We start from the raw sequence: 23017 nt of genomic DNA on the forward strand, positions 1-23017 counted from the left end.
CGGTGCCACGACGGCAGGCGGTGCCACGACGGCAGGCGGTGCCACGACGGCAGGCGGTGCCACGACGGCAGGCGGTGCCACGACGGCAGGCGGTGCCACGACGGCAGGCGGTGCTGCGGCGGCGGACAGCGCTACGGCGGCGGGCGGTGCTGCGGCGGTGGGCGGTGCTCCGACGGCGGACAGTGCCGCGACGGCGGGCGGTGCCGAGACGGCGGACAGTGTCACAACGGCGGACAGTGCTACGGCGGGCGGTGCTGTGGCGGCGGGCGGCTCCGATGGTGAAGCGACGGACGGCTCGGGTCCGAAGACTCCGGAAGATGCCGACGAACCGGGAACGGACGGACAGTCCGAGAAGCAGAAGAAGCAACGATCGTTCTGGAAGGAACTCCCGGTCCTGATCGGCGTCGCGCTGGTTCTGGCCCTGGTGATCAAGTCCTTCGTCGTGCAGGCGTTCTACATCCCGTCGGAGTCGATGGAGAACACCCTCCTGGTGGGTGACCGTGTCCTGGTCAACAAGATCGTGTACCACACCCGCGACATCAAGCGCGGCGACGTCGTGGTGTTCAGCGGCCTGGACTCGTGGGATCCCGAGGTGGACGTCGCCGAGCCGTCCAACCCGGTGTCCAAGGTCTTCCATGCGATCGGCAGCACGTTCGGCGTCGTCCCTGGGGAGAAGGACTACATCAAGCGCGTGATCGGCGTCCCCGGCGACCGGGTCAAGTGCTGCGACGCGCAGGGCCGCATCACCGTCAACGGCGTACCGCTCGACGAGAAGTCCTACCTGTACACCGACCCGGAGACACGCGAACGGAACAAACCATCCGACATCCCGTTCGACGTCACCGTCGGCAAGGGCCAGCTCTGGGTGATGGGCGACCACCGCGAACTCTCCTACGACTCCCGCAACCACCGCGGCGACCCGGGCGGCGGCACGATCCCCACCAACCGCGTGATCGGCAGGGCGTTCGTGCTCGTATGGCCCCTCAACCGGATGGACACCCTCCCGATCCCGAAGACCTTCGATCAGCCCGCCCTCAACAAGGCCACAGCAGCAGCTCTCCCGGCCGCTCTAGGCCTGGCAGGCGCCGTCCCCCTCACCCTGATCCGCCGCCGCCTCCGCACCTGACGGTGGCCCCCGCCGCGCGGAGGGGATGGGGCTCTGTTGCTGGCCGGTGAGATTTGCCGTGGAGTGATCATGCGTTGCCGCAGGTGGTGGGGGTAAGGGGTTTCGGGCTTGGGCGGAGGGGGCTGGGATCGGGGGATTCGGGGCGCCTTGCGGGCTTGTGGCGTCGTACGCTGGCGTTCCATGAACGGTCGTCCTCTCCGCTTCACGCCGCGCCGCGACGCCGGGCTGCACGCGTACGAGCGGGCGCTCGAGCACGGGGGCTTCGGCCGGGTCGCCGGTGTCGACGAGGCTGGTCGCGGGGCCTGTGCCGGGCCGCTGGTGGTCGGTGCCGTGATCTTGCCTCGTGGACGGCGAGGGGTGATCGAGGGGCTGACGGACTCGAAGCTGCTCACTCCGGCACGGCGCGAGGCGATCTATGCGGAGATCGTCCAGCGGGCCGAGAGTTGGAGCGCCATCGTGATCCCGTGCCACGACATCGATCGGATCGGCGTCCATCGGTGCAACATCACGGGTATGCGGCGGGCGCTGGCGGCCCTGGAGCCGCGGCCCTCGTACGTGCTGAGCGACGGGTTCGCGGTGCCTGGCCTCGACGTCCCGAGCCTGGCGGTGATCAAGGGGGACCAGGTCGCCGCGTGCGTGGCGGCGGCCTCGGTGGTGGCCAAGGTCACCCGGGACAGGATGATGGTGGACCTGCACGAGCGTTATCCGGAGTACGGATTCAACGTTCACAAGGGGTATTCGACCCGCGAGCACTCGGCGGCACTGGATGAACATGGTCCTTGCCCTGAGCATCGCTTCTCCTTCGTCAATGTAGGGCGGGCCTTGCGTAAGAATGGAGTGGGGGAGGATCTCGGGGACGAGCAGGTGCTGGACGTCCCCGGCGAGGAAGGGGCACGGGCGTGAGCGCAGAGGATCTCGAGAAGTACGAGACCGAGATGGAGTTGCAGCTCTATCGCGAGTACCGCGACGTCGTCGGGCTCTTCACGTACGTGGTCGAGACGGAGCGCAGGTTCTACCTCACGAACTCGGTGGATCTCCAGGTGCGGAGCACCGACAACGGCGAGGTCTTCTTCGAGGTCACCATGCAGGACGCCTGGGTCTGGGACATGTACCGGCCCGCGCGCTTTGTGAAGAACGTGCGTGTCGTTACGTTCAAGGACGTCAACGTCGAAGAACTGGCCAAGAGCGATTTCGAGCTCCCCTCCGAGCAGTAGTACGTGATCATGAACGGGCCTGGCTGGTCACGCGCCAGCCCGCGGGGGCGCGTTCGACGAAGCCGCCGGCCGCGAGAATGCCCAGCTTGCCGTTGACGGTGGCGAGATCCAGCCCCGCCTTGACGGCTATCTGGGCGGGCCCGGTGGCGCCGCGGGCGGGAAGCGCCTCCAGGACGGCCCGGGTCGTGGCGTCCAGATGGTCTCGGGGCAGGATGGGGGCACCCGGATCCGGAGCGAGGGCACCGATCGGCCCGACGACCTCGATCACCTCCTCCGCACGGGTCACGAGCGTGGCGGGCGGATCCTCGCGCAGAAGCCGGTGGCAGCCCACTGAAGATCCAGAGTGCACGGGCCCGGGGACCGCCATGACCATCCGGCCGAGCTTGCGGGCCCAGGCGGCAGTACCGAGCGCGCCGCTACGCCGCGCCGCCTCGACCACGACGGTGCCCCTGGAGAGGGCCGCGATCACCCTGTTGCGGATCAGGAAGCGGAGCCGGTTCGGTTCCGTACCGGGCGGCATCTCGCTGACCAGCAGAGCTCGGCGGGCCATCTCGGCGAACAGGCCGTCGTTGCTGGCGGGATAGGCCACGTCGACACCGTTCGCGAAGACCGCCAACGTGGGCCCGTCGGCGGCCAGGGCGCCGCGGTGAGCGGCCGCGTCGATGCCCATGGCGCCCCCGGAGACGACCGTCCACCCTCGTTCGGCCAGCTCGCAGCCGAGATCGGCGGCGACCCGCAGGCCGTACGGCGTGGCGGCCCGGGAGCCGACGATGGCCACCGATCGCAGGCAGCTGTAGCGCAGATCCTCGGGACCGCGCAGCCACAGCGCGTACGGACGTTCGTCCCCTAAATCGTCGAGCGTGGTCGGCCACTCGGGATCGCCGGGGCACACCAGCCGGATGTTCATGTGCTCGCAGATGGCCAGATCCGCCGCCGCGTCGACACCCGTAAGCCTGATCCGCCAGCGTTCCATGCGATCGCTGATCCGCCCAGCCTCGACACCGGGAGGGATCTCGCCGGAACGGACCGCCGCCAAGGCCCCGGCAGGCCCGGCCACAGAGATCAATCGACCCATCTGCGTGTCCCCGGGCTCGGCGACCGCACAAAGCGTCGCCCGAGCAAGCCGATCGTCGTTCATGCTGTCTCCTTCGGTGGGTGATGGTGCACCGGTCGGGTTCTGAGCGGCGGCCGCACCATCTGCGTAATGCGGCTGGGCTCTGTGTGCTTTCGCTCTCGTCTCGCGCTCGCAGCTGAGGCGGTTTGGTGGTCAGCGGCCGGTCTGCCCGGATGCTCTGGCGCGGTCTCGGTCGGCGCGTGCACACGCGCCCTTGTCCCCGGTTGCGTAGTGCGCGCGCGTGGGTGTGTTGGGCGTGGCCGCCGGTTGGGTCGCGCTGCTGCGGACCGTGGTTTCTGAGCGGCGCACAGCGCACGAGCCTCTGTTCTCGAGCGGGTCGCGTTCGTGGATGAGCGCTGGGGGGCGGCGGTTGGTTGGGCTGGTGGATGCGCCAGGCGGGATTCTGTGGGACGGGCGCGACTTGCGTGGCGCGTGGGCCCAGGCTGCTTCGCTCTCGTCATGTTTGTGGGTGATTGGTCTGGCGGTGGGCGGCCGGTCTGGGTGGCTGCTCTGGTTCGGTCTGTTGGCGAAGCGTGCAGCGCACGAATCCTTGTTTTGGTTGTGTCGCGTCGCGGCTGAGGTGCCTGGGCATGGGCGGCGGCCGGTTGGGCCCTTGGTGTGTCGGACGGGGTTTCTGTGGGGCGCGGGCGCAGCATTTGCGTGGTGCGTGTGGGCTCTGTGTGCTTCGCTCTCGTTCCGCGTTGGTAGGTGAGGTGGCGATGGCACGTGGCCGATCGGGAGATGCTTTGGTGCGGTCTTGGTGGGTGTAGCGCACGAGCCCTTGTTGCTGGTTGTGCCGTGTTCGTGAGTGAGGTGCATTGAGTGGCTGATTGGGGTGAGTGCGGGGTGGTTCTGGGCGTGTAGCGCATGAGCTTTGCTCCGGTCGGGTTCCTGGGGGAGATGGTGGCGGCCGGTTTGGTCGGCTGCGGTGGGGCGGGTCTTTGGGTTGGCGTCGGGGGACGCGGGTGTTTGTGGTTGCTGGTCATGGGCGGCGGCCTGTCCATAGGGCCAGGGCGCCGCCTACGTCGTCTTCGCTGGGTTGGTCTCGGCCGGCGAGGTCGGCGATCGTCCAGGCGACGCGGAGGATGCGGTCCAGGCCTCGGGCGCTGAGGGTGCCCCGCATGAGGGCGTCGTCGGCGGTTCGCATGGCTTCCGGGGGCGGGGTGAAGCGGCGGCGCAGTTCGGGGCCGGGGATGTCGGCGTTGGAACGCCAGGGAGTATCTGCGAGGCGTTTCGCGGTGCGGTCGCGGGCGATCAGGACTCGTTCGGCGACCACGCTGCTCGACTCCGCGAACTCCAGGTCGTAGCGGAGCTCGGCACGGGTGGCCGGGTGGAGTTCCATCTTGAGATCGATGCGGTCCAGGAGCGGGCCCGAGATGCGGGCCAGGTATTTGCGCCTGATCGCGGGGGCACAGGAGCAGTCGACCTCTTTGGCCGCGGCGCATGGGCAGGGATTGGCGGCTAGGACCAGGGTGAAGCGGGCCGGGAAGCAGGCTGTGCCCTCCGAACGGGCGATCCTTACCTCGCCCTCTTCAAGGGGTTGGCGTAGGGCGTCCAGGACCCCGCCCATGTATTCGGGAGCTTCGTCGAGGAAGAGGATCCCTCGGTGGGCGAGAGATGCCGCTCCGGGATGGATGACGCGGCCCGCGCCGCCGCCGACCATGGCGGCGCGGGTGGCGGTGTGGTGCGGCGCACAGAACGGCGATTGCGTGATCAGTGGTTGTCCGGGCGGGAGCGTGCCTGCGACCGAGTGGATGGCCGTCACTTCGAGCGCGGCGTCCGGTTCGAGTGGTGGCAGGAGGGTGGGCAGACGTTCGGCCAGCATGGTCTTGCCGCAGCCGGGTGGACCGCTGAAGAAGAGATGGTGGCCGCCCGCCGCGCTGATCTCGAGGGCTCGGCGGGCCTCGGCCTGGCCTCGAACGTCGCTCAGATCGAGGCCGGAACGCCGGTCGATCACGTCGGTGGTGGGCCGGAGCGGGGGAGCGTCGTCCTCCTCTTCGACCGGGGGCGGTTCGTCCCGGAGGTGGCAGAGGAGGCCGCGTAACGAGGATGCGGCGATCACCTTGAGGTCCGGGACGAGCTCGGCTTCGGCGGCATTGGCCTGCGGCACGACGACGCAGGTGTAACCGGCGTTCGCGGCGGCGACGACGGCGGGCAGGACGCCCGGGATGGCGCGGATACGGCCGTCGAGCCCCAGCTCTCCGATCATTACCAGGCCCGCGCAGGTCTTGGGTGGAATGGCCTCCGCGGCGGCCAGAAGGGCTATCGCGATGGACACGTCGAAGATCGAGCCGCGTTTGGGCAAGCTAGCTGGGAAAAGGCTGACGGTGACGTGGCGGTTGGGCCAGTCTTCGCCTGAGTTGAAGATCGCCGCTCTGACGCGGTCGCGTGCCTCGCTGAGGGCGGCGTCGGGCAGGCCCACCAGGTGCAGGCCCGGCACGCCGCTGGTGATGGCGGCCTCCACGTCGACCATGAAGCCGTCGACCCCGACCAGCGCCACGGAACGGGTCTTGGCCAGTGCCACTCAGATCACCCCGCGCAGATGCTCGATGTCGAATCCGTCGAAGACGTCGTGGCCAGGGTTTGGCTCGGCGGGCAGGAGGCAGAGCGCGTCGACCCGGACGGCCGCCCCCGGGACGCCGTGTTGTGCCGCCCAGCGCCAGGCCAGCCGCCTCAGCCGGATGGCCTTCTCCGGCGTGATCGCCTCGAACGGCGTGCCCAGCATGGTGTTCTTGCGGGTCTTGACCTCGCAGACCACGTGCTGCCGCCCGTCATGGGCGACGATGTCGATCTCGCCCTGACGGCAGCGCCAGTTGCGATCGAGGATCGTCCAGCCGAGTTCGACCAGGTAGACCGATGCCGCGTCTTCACCGCGCCGACCGAGGATCGTGTTGTTCATGGTCGTCACCTCCGGCCTCCGACGGTGCCCGGCCGCAAGCCTCGACGGAAGGCGAACCGGATTCTGGGGATAACTCGGCTCGGCTGCTTGCGTCGGCCGCGGCGGTGGCGCAGCGTGGCCGCTGTGGATGATTCGCTACCCCCCTGGGCGCACGAGGCGCTGGCGGATTTCGAGCTGCACCTCAAGGCCGAACGAGATGTGTCGCCCCATACCTTGAGGGCCTACATCGGAGACCTTGCCGACCTTTGCCAGTACGCGGCGACCGTGGGGGTGGGCGAGCCAGAGGAGTTGGACGTAGGGGTGCTCCGGGGCTGGCTGGCCCGGCAACACGCACTCGGCCGCAAGCGCGCCACGCTCGCCCGTCGCACTGCTGCCGCACGTGTTTTCACTCGCCATCTCCATCGGCGTGGCTTGATTTCTCAGGATCCTGGGCCTTTGCTGGGCACTCCCAAGCGGCAGCGCGATCTGCCTACGGTCCTTACGCAAGGAGAGGCTGCGCGGCTGCTGGACGAGATGGAGGCGGAGGGCGCGTTGGGCCTGCGTGACCGCGCTGTTCTGGAGGTGCTCTACGGAACTGGCGTGCGCGTCAGCGAGCTCTGCGGGCTCGACATCGACGACCTGGACACCACCCGCCGTACGGCACGGGTACTGGGCAAGGGCGGCCGTGAACGTACGGTGCCCGTGGGAGAACCGGCGGCCCGGGCGGTGGCCGACTGGCTGAGACGGGGACGTCCCGCCGTCGTCACCAAGGCGAGCGGGCCTGCGCTCTTTCTTGGCGCGCGCGGAGGCAGGCTCCACCCGACCAGCGCTCGCCGCATCGTTCACACCCGTATCGGGGAAGTCGGTGTCCCGGACATGAGTCCGCACGGTCTGAGGCACAGCGCGGCCACCCACCTGCTTGAGGGCGGCGCCGATCTCAGGAGCGTGCAAGAGATTCTGGGCCACGCGTCGCTGCAGACCACGCAGCTCTACACCCATGTCTCCGCTGAACGCCTCAAGCAGGTTCACCGGCAGGCCCACCCTCGCGGCACCGAATGAACCCTTGGCCCTGAAGGTTTTCGGGAGGCCTAGGTGTGGTGGTGTGCGCCTGTGAGTGTGGGCGTGACCTGAGGCTCTTTGCAGGGTTCTTCGGTCGCATCGGCGTTTGGTCGTGGGGTGTTCGGGGTGCGGTGGAGGTTAGGGGCCCGGATCTTGCATGCGGCGGCGTTGGCGGCGTTCTTGGGCCAGGTCGATGACGTCGGTGGAAGGTTTGCGCCGGGTCAGGGCCCGGGTGGTGCGCCAGGTCAAAGAGAGCGCGAAGGCCAGGAGCATTCCGGCTATCGCCCCGCCAGTAGCGGTGGTGGCGTCGCGAAGGTCTAGGCGCGGCTCTGGTTCGTAGGGCGGCGGCCCTTTGGGCCTTGCGGCCGCAGGCGAAGGCGAAGGTGAAAGTGAAAGTGCGGGCGCGGGTGAGGCTGGCAACCCTGGCCCCGGCGGCAACCCTGGCGCGGGCCGCGGTGCGGGCGCGTACGGGGGTGTCGGTGCGTACGGGGGTGCCGGCGTCGACGGTGGCCAGGGGCGGGACGGCCATAGCGGGAGCAGGCGGATGCGAGGGCGGACCAGAGTCAGGGGATCCAGGTAGGTCCGGCCCTTCAGAAGGCCCCAATGAAGGCAGGGCTCAGCGACACAATGCCCCTGGAACGCCTCCACGACGCCTATGCGGGTGCCCGCCTTGACCGGACTGCCCAAGGCAAGCGCAGACCGTACAGGCAGGTAGGTCGTGCGAAGCGGGCCGTGAGTGATGGCGATCACGCCCCGGCCGGCCAGGCGGCCGGTGTAGGACACCCGGCCGGACCCTGCGGCATAGACGGGCTGGCCGGGGCGGGCGGCCAGATCGATCCCCCGGTGGCCGGCCGACCAGGGGTCCGGCGGGGGCGAGAATCCCCGGACGATCCGGGGCTCGGCAGGCCCTAACGGCCAGTGCCACGGATCCGGGACGGCGGGCATGATCACGGCGCAGGCGAGCAGCGGTGTGACGAGGGTCATGCCCGGCAGACTGCCTCGATGGTCGAGCGTCTCACCAGGCCCGGGCCCGATTGTGGAAAACCTCGGGCCGGGCGGGTCCGGTTGATTCCACGTGTACGCCGGTCATCCCATAGACTTGGGGCACGGTCGCGTGGGTGCTCACCCAAGCGACCGAATTCACGCGCTCCCCGGCCACCTGCTTCTGACGGCAGGCGGGGCACGGCCTCTCGGTCCGTCACCACGGTGACGGAGAGGCCGAGTCGGGCGCTGGCACCCAACCGAGAACGTGGCCCGGAAGACAGAACGACCCGGGCCGGACAGGAGAACACGGGCAAATGGCACCCGTCGTCACCATGAGGCAGCTGCTCGAGAGCGGCGTCCACTTCGGCCACCAGACCCGCCGGTGGAACCCGAAGATGAAGCGGTTCATCCTCACGGACCGCAACGGCATCTACATCATCGACCTGCAGCAGTCGCTGTCCTACATCGACCGCGCCTACGAGTTCGTCAAGGCCACGGTCGCGCACGGCGGCACGATCCTGTTCGTCGGCACCAAGAAGCAGGCCCAGGAGGCCATCGCCGAGCAGGCCACCCGGGTCGGGATGCCGTATGTCAACCAGCGCTGGCTGGGCGGCATGCTCACCAACTTCTCCACCGTCCACAAGCGGCTCACCCGGCTCAAGGAGCTGGAGGAGATCAACTACGACGACGTCGCGGGCTCCGGCATGACCAAGAAGGAGCTCCTCGGTCTCCGCCGCGAGAAGGACAAGCTCGAGCGCACCCTCGGCGGTATCCGCGACATGGCGAAGGTTCCCAGCGCCATCTGGATCGTGGACACCAAGAAGGAGCACATCGCCGTCAACGAGGCCCGCAAGCTGGGCATCCCGGTCGTGGCGATCCTCGACACCAACTGCGACCCCGACGAGGTCGACTACCCGATCCCGGGTAACGACGACGCCATCCGCAGCGTCAGCCTGCTGACCCGCGTGGTCGCGGACGCGGTGGCCGACGGCCTCATCGCCCGCGCCGGCGCCGCCTCCGGCGGCGACGAGAAGCCGGCCGCGGGCGGGACCGCCGCCGAGCCGCTGGCCGAGTGGGAGCGCGAACTGCTGGAGAACAAGAACAAGGCCGCCGACGCCGAGGCCCCGGCTGCCGCGGCCCCGGCCGCTGAGGCTCCGGCCACCGAGGCCCCGGCCGCTGAGGCCGCCGCGTCCGAGGCCCCCGCCGCCGAGACCGGCGCCGAGGCCGCTCCGGCCGCTGAGGTCGCTCCCGCCGCCGAGACCCCGGCCGCCGAGGGCGAGCAGGCCTGACGACGACGTGGTGCCCCTGGGGCGGCGTACGCGGCGGACGTACGCGCCGTACCGCCGCCCCGGGGCCCGTCTCATCAGCAGACTTCCATCCCGACAGAGACGAAGAGAACGATGGCGAACTTCACCGCCGCTGACGTCAAGCGGCTCCGCGAGCTGACCGGCTCCGGCATGATGGCCTGTAAGAACGCTCTCACCGAGGCCGACGGCGACTTCGACCGCGCCGTGGAGATCCTGCGCCTCAAGGGTGCCAAGGACGTCGGCAAGCGCGCCGAGCGCACCGCCGCCAACGGCCTGGTCGCCGAGTACGTCGACGGCGCCGGCGACCGCGCGCTGCTCGAGCTCAAGTGCGAGACCGACTTCGTCGCCAAGAACGAGGCGTTCATCGACCTGGCCGGCCGCCTGGTCGAGTTCGCGGCCAAGAGCGACGCGACCGACGCCGAGAGCCTCAAGGTCCTGGAGATCGAGCCGGGCAAGACCGTCCAGGCCCTGATCGAGGAGAACGGCGCCAAGATCGGCGAGAAGCTGGAGCTCGGCCGTTTCGTCCACTTCCAGGGCGCGTACGTGGCCAGCTACCTGCACAAGTCCGACCCGCAGCTGCCGCCGACCACCGGCGTGCTCGTCGAGCTCGACACCGAGAACGCCGAGATCGCCAAGGACATCGCCCAGCAGATCGCGGCGATGGCGCCCAGGTACCTCACCCGGAACGAGATCCCGGCCGAGGCGATCGAGAAGGAGCGGGCGCTCGCCGAGCAGCTCACCCGCGACGAGGGCAAGCCCGAGCAGGCCATCCCCAAGATCGTCGAGGGTCGCGTCAACGCCTACTTCCGGGACTTCGTCCTGGTCGAGCAGGCGTTCGTGAAGGACGGCAAGAAGACCATCGCGAAGGTCCTCCAGGAGGCCGGCGTGAACGTCAAGCGCTTCGCCCGTTTCAAGGTCGGCCAGAGCTGACGCTCGCCGTCTAGAGGCATTCTGGAACCAGGGGCCCCGCAGCACCGCCACAAGCAGGGTGTTGTGGGGATTCCCCGGATCTGGGGGTAAGCACGAAGTCCCGGACACGGGCCCGCCCCAGCGGCATCGGGCCCGGGATCCGAGGGCCGTTCCCGACAGGACCCCACTCCGGGCCACCCCCAGAGAAGCTAGGGACCGACAGATCACGAAGCCGCGACACGAGGAGGCCGCCGCCGTGCAGGAGAAGCCGAACACTGACGCGACGGCGGCCCCGTCGTCCTCATCCGCGTCCGGAACGCCCGGAACATCTGGAACATCCGCGGCCACGTCCGGAACGTCCGGGCTGTCCGTCCAGAGGACCTCGAACGCCGACGCCGCCTCCGGCGGGGGCCGGCCCCACGGCGCCGGCTGGAAGCGCGTCCTGCTGAAGCTCTCCGGCGAGGCGTTCGCCGGCCGCGACCCGCTCGGCATCGACCCCGAGGTCGTGCAGCACGTGGCCGAGGCGATCGCCGAGGCGGTACGCGACGGAGTGCAGGTCGCGGTGGTCTGCGGCGGCGGCAACATGTTCCGCGGCGCCACGATGGCCGAACGCGGCATGGACCGCGGCCGCGCCGACTACATGGGCATGATCGGCACCGTGATCAACTGCCTGGCCCTCCAGGACTTCCTGGAGAAGCTCGGCCTCGACACCCGCGTGCAGACCGCCATCACGATGAGCCAGGTCGCCGAGCCCTACATCCCGCGGCGCGCCATGCGGCACCTCGAGAAGGGCCGCGTGGTGATCTTCGGGGCCGGTCTCGGCCAGCCGTTCTTCTCCACCGACACCACCGCCGCGCAGCGCGCGCTGGAAATCGGTGCGGAGGCGGTGCTGAAGGGGACTCAAGTGGACGGTGTGTACGACGCCGATCCGCGAAAGAATCCGGACGCGGTCAAATTCGACCGTTTGGATTACGGTGAAGTCCTACAGCGAGGGCTGAAGGTCATGGACGCCACGGCCATCAGCCTCTGCATGGACAACGAACTGCCCATCGTGGTCTTCGATCTGATGGGACAGGGCAACATCGTCCGGGCCGTCCGGGGTGAGAAGATCGGCACGCTGGTCAGCCCGGCGCAGGGCTGACCCGGGCCGAGCAGGCACCGGTGTTCAGGTGACATTGGCCGACCAGATGACACGGGAGTCGAAGTGATCGACGAGACCCTCCTCGAGGCCGAGGAGAAAATGGAGAAGGCGGTCGCGGTCGCCAAGGAGGACTTCCAGGCCATCCGCACCGGCCGGGTCACTCCCGCCATGTTCAACAAGATCACCGCGGAGTACTACGGCACGCCGACGCCGATCAACCAGCTGGCGTCGTTCACGCTGCCGGAGCCGCGCATGGTCATCGTGCAGGTCTTCGACAAGTCGTCCATGCAGGCCGTCGAGCGGGCGATCCGCGACAGCGACCTCGGCGTGAACCCCACCAACGACGGCAACGTCATCCGCGTGGTCTTCCCCGACCTCTCGGAAGAGCGCCGCAAGGAGTTCATCAAGGTCGCCGGCACCAAGGCGGAGGACAGCAAGATCTCCATCCGCAACATCCGCCGCCGCGCCAAGGAGACCCTCGACAAGCTCGCCAAGGACGGCGAGGCCGGCGAGGACGACGTACGTCGCGCCGAGAAGGAGCTCGACGACACCACCCACAAGTACGTGGCGCAGGTCGACGAACTTCTCGACCACAAGAAGGCCGAGCTCCTCGAGGTTTGATGGAACTGGACGCGTCCGGGGAGCCCCAGGGCTCCCCGGGTGAGCCGGAGGCGCCGCGGACGCCGCCACCGGCCCACACGAGGACCGGGCGTAACCTGCCCGCCGCCATCGGTGTCGGTGTGGCGCTGGGCGCTCTTGTGCTGCTCTCGCTCTACACCGTCAAGGTGATCTTCCTGGTCGTCATGGTGGTGTTCCTCGTCATCGGCCTGCGCGAGCTGACCGAGGCGTTCAAGGCGCGCGAGATCCGGGTCCCCCTGATCCCGCTCGCCGCCGGCCTGGTCGCCGCGACCGTCACCGCGTACGGCTGGGGTCCCGAGCCGCTGGTCGCGGTCACCGCGCTGACCGGCCTGACCGTGCTCATCTGGCGCATGGCCGACGGCCCGGCCTCCGGTTACGTACGGGACGTCACGGCGGGCGTCTTCGTCACCGGCTATCTGGTGCTGATGGCCGGCATCGTCGCGCTGCTCATGGAGCCCACCGACGGCGACCACCGCATCGTGATCTTCATCGCGACCACCGTCGCCAGCGACATCGGCGGCTACTTCGCGGGGACCTTTCTCGGCAGGCACAAGCTGGTCCCGTCGATCAGCCCCAAGAAGACCTGGGAAGGCGCCGCCGGCGCCATCCTGGCCTGCATGCTCGTCGGCGCCTGGCTCACCGCCTGGCTGCTGGACGGCCGGCTCTGGGAGGGCGCCGTCATCGGCGCCGCGGCCGCCGTCATCGCCATCGCCGGCGACCTCATCGTCTCCATGATCAAGCGCGATCTGGGCCTCAAGGACATGGGCACGCTCCTCCCCGGCCACGGCGGCGTCATGGACCGGCTGGACTCCTTGATCGCCACCGCCCCCGTGGTCTGGATCCTGCTGGAACTCTTCGTCCCCTCCGCCTGAGGCGCCTCTCCGTCACCCCAGAAGGACCCACCGCGCCCGGACGGACGCGCCCAGCCTTCAGAAGGCCCAACCCAAACCACGCAGACGCGCCCGCGCCCACAGGAAGACCCGCGCCTGCGAAGGCCTAGGACGTGCCCGCGCCTGCGTCGGCGGGGGCTGGGTTAGCTGACGACCCAGCTTCGGGATTGCTGGGACAGGCGGCGGATCAGGGCGTCAGAGCCTTCGTTCTTGGCGTAGTTGTGTTCCTCGGCGGTGATGGGGACGAGCCACAGCCAGCGGACGGGGTCGCCCTGGACGGTGTGGCCGTCCAACGGCGGGGCCAGGGGGCCGGAGAGGCGGCTCGGGTCGTCCAGGAGGAGGACTCCTTCCCAGTCGGCCGACTCGGTCGTGTTCAGCGGAAACGTCCGAGCCTCGTGATACCACTTGACGACGTCGCCGGGCGCGAACCAGGTGACCGAACGCCACGGATATTGCGCCAGCCAGGGGAAGATGCTGCCCGCGCGCTGGCTGGGCAGCGTGGTGGCCAGGGCGAGCTCGATGCGGGCGTGCGGGGCGACCTCGTCCTCGTACAGCTCGATGGTGGGCATGCGCTGCCGGCTCATGCCGACCGTGCTCAAGACCGTGTACTCGCGGTCGCCACGGGCGGGACGTTCGGAGACCCCGACCGTGGGGGCCAGGCCGTCGCGCAGCTGGCGGCCGACGTCGTGCCAGTAGTGGCCACCCGGGCCGAGACGATGAAGGAGGTGGCCGAGCACCGACTGCTGGAAGTCCGCCCAGGAGCCGTCGGCCTTGACCGTCCGCCAGTGCCGGCGGGCCCGTTCGACGCGGGTGCCGAACGGCTCGTCCGAGAGGGGGAACGCGAACGGACTCTGCTTGAGCGCGTCGCGGCTGTAGCCGGGGATGCCGCGCTCCATGTCGGACCAGCCGGGGATCACGCAGAGCGGATCGCCGTCCTCCATGATCGCTACGCCGTCGCCCTCCTCGAACCACACCGTTTCGAGCTCCCCGAGGGCCGGGCGGCCGTCGGGGTGGCGAACATGATCGGCGCTCAGCAACGGCGCCAGGCCGGCCTCCAGCCGTCCCCGGTCGAACTCCTGTGCCGCGGGACCGTGGTTGGCGAGCCAGGCGGCCCCGACCACCGCGTCCTTGGCGTCCCGGAGATAGGCCGCCGACACGACGCCGTCGGTCTCCACCACCAGCCTGCGACTCCCGTACGGGCTGACCTCGTCGAGGACGGCCTTCGAAACGGACCCCCTACGCAATACCGACATGATCGAAAGCCTAATCCCAGGTAATGGTCATGCGCAGGCATCCCCGACGTAACACCTGGACGGCCGAGGCACACGCTGGTGTTTGCGACACTGGAAGAACCATGTCTGCCACCGAGAACACTCCCGAGGCGACGCCCGGCACGACGCGCGATGCCGCCCCCGCGACGGCCCCGGCCGCCACGCCCGCAACGGCCCCGGCCACGACGCCTGCGACGGCCCCGGCCGCGACCGCGCCCGCCGCGACGGCGCCTGCCGCGGTGCCCGCGAAGACGCCGGCCAAGCTCGTCTTCGCCGCGCCCCGCCGGGCCAAGCCGCCGCGCCATCTCGCCGACCTGACCGCCGCCGAGCGCCGGGAGGCCGTCGCCGAGCTGGGCGAGAAGCCCTTCCGCGCAGATCAGCTGTCCCGCCACTACTTCACGCGCCTCGCGGACGATCCGGCCGAGATGACCGACCTCCCGGCCGCGGTGCGCGAACGGCTGACGGCAGAGCTGCTGCCGGAGCTGCTGACGCCTGTGCGCGAGCTGGCCTGCGACGGTGGCAAGACCCTCAAGACGGTCTGGAAGGCCTTCGACGGCGTGCTGTTCGAGTCGGTGCTGATGCGCTATCCCGACCGCGCGACGATGTGCGTTTCGTCACAGGCCGGGTGCGGCATGAACTGCCCGTTCTGCGCGACCGGGCAGGCCGGGCTGACCCGCAACCTGTCCACCGCGGAGATCGTCGAGCAGGTCGCCGCGGGCGCCCGCGCCATGTCCCGGGGCAAGGTCGCCGGCGGGCCCGGCCGGGTCTCCAACATCGTCTTCATGGGGATGGGCGAGCCGCTGGCCAACTACAAGGCCGTGATCGGCGCGGTCAGGCGGATCACCGACCCGGCGCCGGCCGGCCTCGGCATCTCCCAGCGTTCGGTCACCGTGTCCACGGTCGGCCTGGTCCCGGCGATCGAGAAGCTGGCCGCCGAGGACATGTCCGTCCGGCTCGCCCTGTCGCTGCACGCCCCCGACGACGAGCTGCGCGACGAGCTGGTGCCGATCAACAATCGCTGGAAGGTCGCCGAGGTCCTGGACGCCGCCTGGGCGTACGCGGCGAAGTCCGGCCGCCGCGTCTCGATCGAGTACGCGCTGATCAAGGACATCAACGACCAGGCGTGGCGCGCCGACCTGCTCGGCAAGCTCCTGAAGGGCCATCTCGTCCACGTCAACCTCATCCCGCTCAACCCGACGCCCGGCTCCAAGTGGACCGCCTCGCGCCCGCAGGACGAGAAGGAGTTCGTCCGCCGCCTGGAGGCCCACGGCGTGCCGGTCACCGTCCGCGACACCCGCGGCCGCGAGATCGACGGCGCCTGCGGCCAACTCGCCGCCGCGACCAAGGACTGACCCGCGGCGAGGTGGGCGGCGTGGTGGACGACAAGGTGAACGCCGTGCCGAACGGCCGAACGAACGACGTGGTGGCCGACCGCGTGAACGCGGTGGCGAGCGGCCGAGCGAACGACGTGGTGGACGACAAGGTGAACGCCGTGGCGAGCGGCCGGGCGAACGACGTGGTGGCCGACAAGGTGAACGGCCGGGTGGACGGCGTGGTGAACGATCCGCGGGTGTTTCTGGAGCCCGCGGTATGGCGGGCGCGGGAAGCGGCCCATCACGAGCGCGTGGCGGGCTGGGTGGAGCCCCATCTCGAACGGCGCGGACGTGGCGTGGCACATCCGGTCGAGGACTTCCTCTTCAGCTACTACGGCTACAGCCCGGCCAAGCTGCGGAAATGGCATCCCGGCGCAGGCATCGTCCTCGTGGACGCCGACGTGCGGGATTTCGGACGCGACTATCGCGGCACACCCGGCGGGGTCGTTCTCGATGCCACCTCGCTCATCACTAAGCGGAAGGCCTCCGTGGAGTTCACCGCCGCGCTCTTGGCGGCGACCGCCGAACGGCCCGCGCATTTCGGGTGCTTCGGGATGCACGAGTGGGCGATGGTCTACAGGTCGCGGGAGGTTCGGCACGCGGCCTGGCCGATGCGCCTCGAAGCGGACGAGATCGCGCAGGTCGTGGAAGCGCGTGGGGTGCGGTGCAGCCACTTCGACGCGTTCCGCTTCTTCACGCCTGAGGCACGGCCGCTGAACGTGCTGCAGCCGACCCGGGAGCGCCAGGTGGAGCTCGAACAACCTGGCTGCCTGCACGCGAACATGGATCTCTACAAGTGGGCGTTCAAGCTCTCACCACTCGTTGGCAGCGAGTTGGTCGCCGACTGCTTCGCCCTAGCTCGCGACATCCGCGCCGTGGACATGCGTGCCAGCCCGTACGACCTGAGTGCGCTCGGGCATGACCCGATCCAGATCGAGACGCCAGAAGGCCGCGCGGAGTACGCCAGCGAACAACGAGCCTTCGCCGAGCGCGCACAACCCTTGCGGCAACGTCTGAGCGACGCCTGCGAACAACTCCTCGCCACCCCTACTCCGCCCCCGCCTAACCCGTCCGCCTAACCCGTCCGCCACACCTGTCGCTGCATTGGCTTACTGCGCCCCGACCCCGCTGGCCGTGCCGGTTTTCCGTCCGCCGTCCGCTGGCCATGGCCATTAGTCGTGCTCGTCCGTCGCGCCCATTTGTTGCCTTGGCCCGTTGCGCGTCCACCGTCGGCCGCGCTCGTCTGCTGTGCCCGTTCGTCGCGTCGGGTCGGCATGTCTGTTTGCCGGGCTTGTTCGCTGCTCTGCGCTGATGCGCGGTCTTCTTGGCTCGGGGAATGCTGTACGGCTGGCGCGGCCGTCTTCTGGGGGTCGTGGTTGCGCGGTGGGCGTGTGCGCGCCACGCTGTTGCCGTTGATCCTGGGGGAGGCACGGATCGAGGAGCGAGCCGGTGAAGACGGGAACGCACCGCCTGCCAATGGCTTTGCGGGGGTATGAGCGCGGCCAGGTGGACGCACTGCTCGACCGCATCCGAATCACGCTGAACGGCGCGCGGAAGCCGGCCGACCCGAGCAGCGACGGAATCACCGCCGATGACGTGCGGGCGACGCGCTTCGACATCGTGCTGCGGGGCTACGAGCCGCGGGCGGTGGACGAGCTGCTCCAGGAATGTATCCGCGAGCTCCAGGCCGCCGCTCCCATCGGGCGCCGGGCGGGACGGCCGAGGGTGCATCCGGGCTGGCTGATCGGCTGGATCCAGAACACGCGCTTCACCGGTGCCGGGATGCGGACCGGATACGACGTCCGCGACGTGGACGCGTTCCTCGAACGCGTGATCACGGGTCTGCGCGGGACGGCGCCGCCGGTGACCGCGCGGAACGTACGGGAGATCGTTTTCCGGACCGTACGCTTTGGGCCCGGTTACGATGAGCGAGAGGTCGACGCGTTCCTGATCCAGCTCGCGGGCGCGCTCGAACGCCGCTGAGATCCACGCCGGTGGCGCTGACCCGGGGTTAGGGCGAACCGGATATCCACAGATGTTCGTGGGGTGCTGGCGCGCGGAGCCCGGACACGGAACGCTACGTGACATGGATCACTTCGCCGCGCAGCATCAGCGGCTGCGCTCCCTGTTCGGCGTCTTCTTCGCCCCCGAAGTCACCGGTGCGCTGCTTCCGCTGGCGCGGCCCGCCCTGCGGCTCGGTCCCGACGGCGACGCGACGGTACGGCTCGGCGGCCCGCCGCTGCTCCCAGCCGGCGAGGAATGGCCGACGTGGGAAGGGCGGCCACTCGACTTCATGCTCGCGGTCGATTTCGCGGAGCTGGCCAAGATGATGAACGTTCCCGGCCTGCCTCAGGACGGCCTGGCCGCGTTCTACTATGCGAGCGCCATACCGCGTCCCTGGGGAGACGACAGGGCACAGCGTGGCGGCTGGCGGCTCTTCACGGGCGACCTCAGGGAGATTGAGGCGCCCGACGGCACGTCCTCGTTCCCGCTGGTTCCGCTCGGTGCGGCCCCGTTCCTCTCACTGCCGGCGCCACAGGAAACCGTGGTGCGGCGGCTCGAAGAGCGCTACAGCGGTGTTCTTTCGGTGTACGAGCAGTTGCACGCGGCGTGGCTCCAGCACGTCTGGCCAGATGACACTCCTCTGCACCAGCTCGGCGGGTGGCCCGCGCTGGTGCAGCGTCCACTCGGCCCCGACTGCACGTACGCGTCGACGGGACGCGACCTCAACACGATGGCTCTGTCTCCCGAAGAGGAGGCGGCCGCCGAGGACGAATGGCGTCTCCTGCTCCAGCTCGACTCCGACCGGCGGCTCGGCTGGGACTGGGGCGACCCCGGGCGCGTCTACTTCTGCGCCAGCTCCGCGGGTCCGCTGGAAGACAGCTGGCTCACCTTGCAGGCGGTCGCCGCCGTCTGACGGACGCCCTGGCTGGATCCGGTCGGAAGTTGGCGCTCGCGCCGCTGTCCGACCCTGCGGGCCCTGACTAGCGTCAGCGTCGTTTCCGCACGTCCCGTATGCCACGAAGGGTTTCCACGGCCGATATGAGCAAGCTGTTCCTCTCCCTGCACGTCATCGCCGCGATCCTGGCGATCGGCCCGGTCGCCGTGGCCGCCAGCATGTTCCCCTCGGCCTTGCGCAAGGCCGGCATGGATCCGGCGTCCCTTCCCGTGCTGCGCAACCTCCACCGCATCTGCCGCGTGTACGCCGTGTTCGGTATCGCCGTGCCGGTCTTCGGCCTCACCACGGCGAGCAGCATGGGAGTCCTCGGCGACGCATGGCTGATCGTCTCGATCGTTCTCACCGCCGCCGCGGCCGCCGTTCTCGCCCTGCTGATTCTGCCTCGTCAGACCGCCGCACTCGCCGCCGTAGAAGCCGCTCCTGCCGTCGACGCGGCTGAAGCCGCCCCAGCCGCCGGCCTGAGTAATACCGTCCCCGCTCCGACGGATGCCGCCTCGGCCGATGCCACTCCGGCGGGCGCCGCTCCGGCGGATGCCGCTCCGGCGGCTGTCGTCTCGGCCGAGGTTGCCTCGGCCAATATCGTCCCGGCTGACGCGGCCCTGGCTGACGGCCCTCCAGTCGGCGCCCCTCCAGTCGGCGTCGCTTCGCCTGGCGTCGCCTCGGCTGACGCCGCTCCAGCGGATGTCGTCTCGGCTGACATTGCCTCGGCTGGCGTCGCTCCGGCCGACGTCGCTCCGGCCGACGTCGCCTCGGCTGACATTGCCTCGGGCGAAGCTGCCCCGGCTGGCGCCGCTTCTACTGCCGCTGGTTCGGCCGCTGTTGGCTCGTCCGGAGGCTCCGCCAACGTCGCCATTGAGGGCGCGTCTGGCAATGGCTCGGCCGGGGGCGGGGCGGCTCAGGGTTCGTCCGGTGGCGGGGACGTGGCGCCACTCGCTGCTCGGCTGGCCATGTTCACCGGTGTCTTCAACCTGCTCTGGGCGGTCGTCACCGTCCTGATGATCGTCAGGCCTGGCTCCACCACGGGAGCTTGACTCAAGAGCGGGTGCGGCGGATCAGGACGTATGCGACGCCTATGACGGCCGTCCAGAGCGCGATGTGGACGGCCAGGCCCGGGAACGCCCCGGCGAGTTCGGACGGCCCGCCGTGGGCTGCGCGGATCCAGGCGACCATCGGGACGGACAGCCATGACAGCGGCCCGATGCTGAGGAGGAGGGCCGCGGCCGCACCGCCGAGGAGCGCCAGGAGCGAGGCCCCCGGATCCGGGATGATCGCCCGGCTCGTCCAGGCGCCCAGGAAGGTGGCGGCGGCCGCCACCAGAAGGTTGAGGCCGAGGCCCGCTGCCATGGCCGCGCCGTCGAGTCCTCTGGAGAGTCCGTGGATCGTCGGCAGCGCCAGGGTGGCCACGCCCAAGCCCACGTTGACGGCGTAGGCCGCCAGAAGACCGGCGAAGGCCGGGGTCAGCGGGTGGCGCGCGGCGGTCGCCGAGAGGGCGCGCTGCTCGTCCGGCTGGGTGTCCAGGAGCGCGCGGGCGGCCCAGGCCCAGACCGGGAACATGAACGCCGCGGCGTCGCCGAAGGCCCCGGCCGCCAGCTTGGCGTTCGCGGGCGGCTGGAAGAGCACCAGCGCGAGGATCAGGAAGATGACGATCAAGGGCTGCAAGACCCGGAGGGAACGCAGGTAGCCGGACACCTGGAAGCGCGCGAGTGCGATCACCGTTCGGACCTTCGCACCTCGTGGCCGTCCGCGCGGAGCTTGGTCGCGACCTCGTCGGCCTCGTCCGCCCGCACGACGACCTCCAGGACGGTCCACTCGGCCCGGTCGGCGGCCACCGCCGTCACGGTGCCGTTCTCGACGCGGATCCGGTCGACGCCGGGGACGGACTCGATCACGCGCTGGTGATCGCTGACCACGACCGCCGTGCCCGCCCGGGCGAGCTCGGAGATCAGGCCGGGGAGCGTGTCGCGGCTCTCGGCGTCCAGGCCGGCGAACGGTTCGTCGAGGATGAGCAGCCCGGGTTCGGCGAGCAGTGCCTGGGCGAGCCCCACCTTCTGCGCGCTGCCCTTGGAGAGCTCCGGCAGCCGCACGTTCAGGAGATGCTCGAAGCGCAGGCGCTCTGCCCACTCGCCGATGGCGGGCCGCCGGATGCCGCGTACGGCGGCCATGTGGGCGAGATACGCCGACACCGTGAACGGCTGGTCGACGGGGAAACGCTCCGGCGCGTATCCCACCCGGCTCGGACGGCCGCTGATACTGCCCCGGCGCGGGGTGCGGAGCCCGGCGAGCAGTCGCAGCAGGGTGGACTTCCCCGCTCCGTTGCGCCCGGTCACCTCCAGCACCCGCCCCGGCGGCAGGGAGAGCGAGACGTCCTGGAGCACCCATGGGGCTTTTCGGCTGTAGCGGAAGGCGACCTCGGTCAACTGCATAGGCCACGGACAGTAGCGATCGTGCTGTAAGCGCCCCGTTAGCCCGTAGCTGACAGAATGCGGGCCATGAGCGGCTGCGTGTTCTGCGAGATCATCAAGGGGGAGCGCCCGGCGCATGTCGTGCTGGACGCCGACGACGCCCTGGGGTTCCTGGATACGCGGCCCCTGTTCAAAGGGCACACGTTGCTCGTGCCGCGCGAGCACTACGAGACACTGCCCGACCTGCCCCCGGACCTGGTGGGCGGCCTCTTCGCGCACGCGCAGCGGCTCGCGGCCTCGATGGAGTCGGTGCTCGGGGCGGCGGGCTCGTTCGTGGCGATGAACAACCGGATCAGCCAGAGCGTGCCCCACCTGCATGTGCACGTCGTCCCGCGCAACCGCAAGGACGGGCTGCGGGGCTTTTTCTGGCCGCGGCAGAAGTACGACTCGGACGCCGAGGCGGCCGAGTACGCCGCCCGGCTCCGCGCCGGGACGTAAGCCACGGCGACGAGGCAGGGCCAGCCGATCACAGCTCTTCGCCAGGACAACTTCGACATCCCTGCAAGCAGGGATGGCTTCGACGTCCCAGCAAGCCAGGACAGCCCGCGCAGGTAGGACGGTCCGCGGCAGCTAGGACGGCCTGCGTAAGCCGGGGCGGCCCCCGTGCCAACTTGGACGGCCCGTGCCAGTTAGGACGGTCTGTGTCAGTTAGGACGGTCTGTGTCAGCCAGGGCGGCTTGTGTCGGCTAGGGGGCTTGGTCGGGGGGAGTGATGGCTGTCAGCCGAGGGCCGCTATGACGGCTACCAGGGGCATGACGGCGGCTTCTTCCTCGGCGGGAGGCGTGGTGGGGCGGGCCTGCTCGGTATGTGCCGCGGCGTGCTCGTACAGGTCCCGTTCAGCCCGGTCGAGGGCTGTGGACAGTACATATTGCGGGACCGTCCAGCCCAGGAGTTCCGCGGCCTTGCGGATCACCCGGTGCTGTTCCTCGGAGGTCAGGAACTCGATGTGACCGTTGTCGTGGGAGACGGGAAGGTCCTGGTGAACCGACTCATACATGGCCGGTCTCCTTCCTTACAGCATCCAAAAGTACGCCGGACGGCGCCGATGCGGCATCCCCAATAAGAAGGAGAATATGAGGGATCACGGGTATGGGCCCGTCCTCAAACCCCGCCTGATCTCGCGGTCAGCGCGTCCCCCACGAGTAGGTCTGCTTGCGCAGCTTCAGATAGACGAAGCTCTCGGTCCCGAGGACGCCGGGCACGGCGCGGATCCGGCCGAGCAGCTCAAGTAGTTGCTCGTCGCTCTCGGCCACCAGTTCCAGCAGGATGTCGAACGAGCCCGCGGTGATGACGACGTAGTCGATCTCGTCGATGGCGGCGAGCTCGTCGGCCACCTTCTCCAGGTCGCCCTCGCACTTGACGCCGATCATCATCTGCCGGGAGAAGCCGAGCATGAGCGGGTCGGTGACGCCGACGATCTGCATGACGCCGGTGTCGAGCAGCTTCTGCACCCGCTGGCGCACCGCCGCCTCGGAGAGCCCGACGGCCTTGCCGATCGCCGCGTACGATCGCCGTCCGTCCTGCTGGAGCTGCTCGATGATCTGCTTGGACGTGTCGTCCAGCTGGATCGACGCCTGCCCGCGCCGCCGGATCCGTGGCTGTTCCGGAGGGTCGTCCGGGGGGCGCGCCACCATGGTGGGTCTCCTTCGCTGCGGCATCGTGCCTGCTTGACCTACTTGCCAAGGGATTCC

At 69.6% G+C, this 23017-nt stretch carries 24 protein-coding genes; 15 read left to right on the forward strand and 9 right to left on the reverse strand.

Features of this window, described 5'->3' with window-relative positions:
• Positions 1-256: 256 nt before the first annotated feature.
• From lepB to ACGFNU_RS09535, 3 genes are all read left to right on the forward strand, one after another.
• Entirely contained in the window at positions 257-1126 is an 870-nt protein-coding gene (gene lepB / locus ACGFNU_RS09525; RefSeq protein ID WP_392593468.1) for a signal peptidase I, read from the forward strand.
• 180 nt (positions 1127-1306) lie between these two features.
• The gene (locus tag ACGFNU_RS09530) at positions 1307-2029 is read left to right on the forward strand and encodes a ribonuclease HII (RefSeq protein ID WP_392591781.1); all 723 of its coding nucleotides are present in this window, start codon (positions 1307-1309) and stop codon (positions 2027-2029) included.
• Positions 2026-2340, forward strand: coding sequence for a DUF2469 domain-containing protein (locus tag ACGFNU_RS09535; RefSeq protein ID WP_344536908.1), 315 nt, complete (start codon positions 2026-2028; stop codon positions 2338-2340). The genes ACGFNU_RS09530 and ACGFNU_RS09535 overlap by 4 nt, the downstream gene beginning before the upstream one ends.
• Before the next feature lie 7 nt (positions 2341-2347).
• Here the strand turns inward: ACGFNU_RS09535 and dprA are convergent, their stop codons facing one another.
• From dprA to ACGFNU_RS09550, 3 genes are all read right to left on the reverse strand, one after another.
• On the reverse strand, positions 2348-3478 hold the full coding sequence (gene dprA / locus ACGFNU_RS09540; RefSeq protein WP_392591784.1) for a DNA-processing protein DprA: 1131 nt from the start codon (positions 3476-3478) through the stop codon (positions 2348-2350).
• A 958-nt stretch (positions 3479-4436) separates the two neighbouring features.
• A complete protein-coding gene (locus tag ACGFNU_RS09545) occupies positions 4437-5978 on the reverse strand; it encodes a YifB family Mg chelatase-like AAA ATPase (RefSeq protein ID WP_392591786.1) in 1542 nt (513 codons plus the stop codon).
• Complete coding sequence (locus ACGFNU_RS09550; RefSeq protein WP_392591788.1) at positions 5979-6353, reverse strand: YraN family protein; 375 nt, start codon at positions 6351-6353, stop codon at positions 5979-5981. It lies immediately after the preceding gene.
• Positions 6354-6467: 114 nt separating this feature from the next.
• Between ACGFNU_RS09550 and ACGFNU_RS09555 the strand changes: the two genes are divergently transcribed.
• Positions 6468-7391, forward strand: a complete 924-nt coding sequence (locus ACGFNU_RS09555; protein WP_392591790.1) for a tyrosine recombinase XerC — start codon at positions 6468-6470, stop codon at positions 7389-7391.
• 138 nt (positions 7392-7529) lie between these two features.
• On the opposite strand, the gene ACGFNU_RS09560 is transcribed toward ACGFNU_RS09555, so the two are convergent.
• Positions 7530-8375 (reverse strand): M23 family metallopeptidase, encoded by an 846-nt coding sequence (locus tag ACGFNU_RS09560; protein ID WP_392591792.1) that lies wholly within the window; start codon positions 8373-8375, stop codon positions 7530-7532.
• 314 nt (positions 8376-8689) lie between these two features.
• Between ACGFNU_RS09560 and rpsB the strand changes: the two genes are divergently transcribed.
• The 5 genes from rpsB (at position 8690) to ACGFNU_RS09585 (ending at position 13243) form a co-directional block, all read left to right on the forward strand.
• Positions 8690-9664, forward strand: a complete 975-nt coding sequence (rpsB, locus tag ACGFNU_RS09565; protein ID WP_392591794.1) for a 30S ribosomal protein S2 — start codon at positions 8690-8692, stop codon at positions 9662-9664.
• A gap of 111 nt (positions 9665-9775) precedes the next feature.
• On the forward strand, positions 9776-10612 hold the full coding sequence (gene tsf / locus ACGFNU_RS09570; RefSeq protein WP_392591796.1) for a translation elongation factor Ts: 837 nt from the start codon (positions 9776-9778) through the stop codon (positions 10610-10612).
• A gap of 343 nt (positions 10613-10955) precedes the next feature.
• Positions 10956-11732: a UMP kinase gene (gene pyrH / locus ACGFNU_RS09575; protein ID WP_392593470.1), complete on the forward strand. Its 777-nt coding sequence runs from the start codon at positions 10956-10958 to the stop codon at positions 11730-11732.
• Positions 11733-11795: 63 nt separating this feature from the next.
• Complete coding sequence (gene frr, locus ACGFNU_RS09580; protein WP_392591798.1) at positions 11796-12353, forward strand: ribosome recycling factor; 558 nt, start codon at positions 11796-11798, stop codon at positions 12351-12353.
• Complete coding sequence (locus ACGFNU_RS09585) at positions 12353-13243, forward strand: phosphatidate cytidylyltransferase (protein ID WP_392591800.1); 891 nt, start codon at positions 12353-12355, stop codon at positions 13241-13243. The genes frr and ACGFNU_RS09585 overlap by 1 nt, the downstream gene beginning before the upstream one ends.
• 161 nt (positions 13244-13404) lie before the next feature.
• On the opposite strand, the gene ACGFNU_RS09590 is transcribed toward ACGFNU_RS09585, so the two are convergent.
• Positions 13405-14514, reverse strand: a complete 1110-nt coding sequence (locus ACGFNU_RS09590) for a suppressor of fused domain protein (protein ID WP_392591802.1) — start codon at positions 14512-14514, stop codon at positions 13405-13407.
• Between the two features lie 101 nt (positions 14515-14615).
• On the opposite strand from ACGFNU_RS09590, the gene rlmN reads away from it, so the two are divergent.
• The 5 genes from rlmN (at position 14616) to ACGFNU_RS09615 (ending at position 19895) form a co-directional block, all read left to right on the forward strand.
• On the forward strand, positions 14616-15884 hold the full coding sequence (rlmN, locus tag ACGFNU_RS09595) for a 23S rRNA (adenine(2503)-C(2))-methyltransferase RlmN (RefSeq protein WP_392591804.1): 1269 nt from the start codon (positions 14616-14618) through the stop codon (positions 15882-15884).
• 218 nt (positions 15885-16102) lie between these two features.
• On the forward strand, positions 16103-16984 hold the full coding sequence (locus tag ACGFNU_RS09600) for a 3-methyladenine DNA glycosylase (RefSeq protein WP_392593471.1): 882 nt from the start codon (positions 16103-16105) through the stop codon (positions 16982-16984).
• A 370-nt stretch (positions 16985-17354) separates the two neighbouring features.
• Complete coding sequence (locus ACGFNU_RS09605) at positions 17355-17888, forward strand: DivIVA domain-containing protein (protein ID WP_392591805.1); 534 nt, start codon at positions 17355-17357, stop codon at positions 17886-17888.
• Positions 17889-17991: 103 nt separating this feature from the next.
• Positions 17992-18822 carry a DUF1963 domain-containing protein gene (locus ACGFNU_RS09610; RefSeq protein WP_392591807.1) on the forward strand — a complete coding sequence of 277 codons (831 nt, stop codon included), beginning with the start codon at positions 17992-17994 and terminating at the stop codon, positions 18820-18822.
• A 125-nt stretch (positions 18823-18947) separates the two neighbouring features.
• Positions 18948-19895, forward strand: a complete 948-nt coding sequence (locus tag ACGFNU_RS09615) for a hypothetical protein (protein WP_392591809.1) — start codon at positions 18948-18950, stop codon at positions 19893-19895.
• Between the two features lies 1 nt (position 19896).
• Here ACGFNU_RS09615 and ACGFNU_RS09620 read toward each other — a convergent pair whose 3' ends face one another.
• Positions 19897-20577 (reverse strand): hypothetical protein, encoded by a 681-nt coding sequence (locus ACGFNU_RS09620; protein ID WP_392591810.1) that lies wholly within the window; start codon positions 20575-20577, stop codon positions 19897-19899.
• A complete protein-coding gene (locus ACGFNU_RS09625; RefSeq protein WP_392591812.1) occupies positions 20574-21287 on the reverse strand; it encodes an ATP-binding cassette domain-containing protein in 714 nt (237 codons plus the stop codon). The genes ACGFNU_RS09620 and ACGFNU_RS09625 overlap by 4 nt, the downstream gene beginning before the upstream one ends.
• Positions 21288-21353: 66 nt before the next feature.
• Here ACGFNU_RS09625 and ACGFNU_RS09630 point away from each other — a divergent pair, with 66 nt between their 5' ends.
• A complete protein-coding gene (locus tag ACGFNU_RS09630; protein WP_392591814.1) occupies positions 21354-21764 on the forward strand; it encodes an HIT family protein in 411 nt (136 codons plus the stop codon).
• Positions 21765-22044: 280 nt separating this feature from the next.
• Here the strand turns inward: ACGFNU_RS09630 and ACGFNU_RS09635 are convergent, their stop codons facing one another.
• Positions 22045-22323: a DUF1778 domain-containing protein gene (locus ACGFNU_RS09635; RefSeq protein ID WP_392591816.1), complete on the reverse strand. Its 279-nt coding sequence runs from the start codon at positions 22321-22323 to the stop codon at positions 22045-22047.
• A gap of 127 nt (positions 22324-22450) precedes the next feature.
• Positions 22451-22960 (reverse strand): Lrp/AsnC family transcriptional regulator, encoded by a 510-nt coding sequence (locus ACGFNU_RS09640; protein WP_392591818.1) that lies wholly within the window; start codon positions 22958-22960, stop codon positions 22451-22453.
• Positions 22961-23017: the final 57 nt, after the last annotated feature.

Source organism: Spirillospora sp. NPDC048911 (assembly GCF_043198015.1).
In the GTDB taxonomy this organism is placed as follows: Bacteria; Actinomycetota; Actinomycetes; order Streptosporangiales; family Streptosporangiaceae; genus Spirillospora.

What these genes read in the sequence shown, in the direction of transcription:
- ACGFNU_RS09530 (WP_392591781.1), top strand. Translation starts at nt 1,307, where the DNA reads ATGAACGGTCGTCCTCTCCGCTTCACGCCGCGCCGCGACGCCGGGCTG.
- dprA (WP_392591784.1), bottom strand. Translation starts at nt 3,478, where the DNA reads ATGAACGACGATCGGCTTGCTCGGGCGACGCTTTGTGCGGTCGCCGAG.
- ACGFNU_RS09550 (WP_392591788.1), bottom strand. Translation starts at nt 6,353, where the DNA reads ATGAACAACACGATCCTCGGTCGGCGCGGTGAAGACGCGGCATCGGTC.
- ACGFNU_RS09560 (WP_392591792.1), bottom strand. Translation starts at nt 8,375, where the DNA reads ATGACCCTCGTCACACCGCTGCTCGCCTGCGCCGTGATCATGCCCGCC.
- rpsB (WP_392591794.1), top strand. Translation starts at nt 8,690, where the DNA reads ATGGCACCCGTCGTCACCATGAGGCAGCTGCTCGAGAGCGGCGTCCAC.
- tsf (WP_392591796.1), top strand. Translation starts at nt 9,776, where the DNA reads ATGGCGAACTTCACCGCCGCTGACGTCAAGCGGCTCCGCGAGCTGACC.
- ACGFNU_RS09585 (WP_392591800.1), top strand. Translation starts at nt 12,353, where the DNA reads ATGGAACTGGACGCGTCCGGGGAGCCCCAGGGCTCCCCGGGTGAGCCG.
- ACGFNU_RS09590 (WP_392591802.1), bottom strand. Translation starts at nt 14,514, where the DNA reads ATGTCGGTATTGCGTAGGGGGTCCGTTTCGAAGGCCGTCCTCGACGAG.
- rlmN (WP_392591804.1), top strand. Translation starts at nt 14,616, where the DNA reads ATGTCTGCCACCGAGAACACTCCCGAGGCGACGCCCGGCACGACGCGC.
- ACGFNU_RS09610 (WP_392591807.1), top strand. Translation starts at nt 17,992, where the DNA reads ATGGATCACTTCGCCGCGCAGCATCAGCGGCTGCGCTCCCTGTTCGGC.
- ACGFNU_RS09615 (WP_392591809.1), top strand. Translation starts at nt 18,948, where the DNA reads ATGAGCAAGCTGTTCCTCTCCCTGCACGTCATCGCCGCGATCCTGGCG.
- ACGFNU_RS09625 (WP_392591812.1), bottom strand. Translation starts at nt 21,287, where the DNA reads ATGCAGTTGACCGAGGTCGCCTTCCGCTACAGCCGAAAAGCCCCATGG.
- ACGFNU_RS09630 (WP_392591814.1), top strand. Translation starts at nt 21,354, where the DNA reads ATGAGCGGCTGCGTGTTCTGCGAGATCATCAAGGGGGAGCGCCCGGCG.
- ACGFNU_RS09635 (WP_392591816.1), bottom strand. Translation starts at nt 22,323, where the DNA reads ATGTATGAGTCGGTTCACCAGGACCTTCCCGTCTCCCACGACAACGGT.
- ACGFNU_RS09640 (WP_392591818.1), bottom strand. Translation starts at nt 22,960, where the DNA reads ATGGTGGCGCGCCCCCCGGACGACCCTCCGGAACAGCCACGGATCCGG.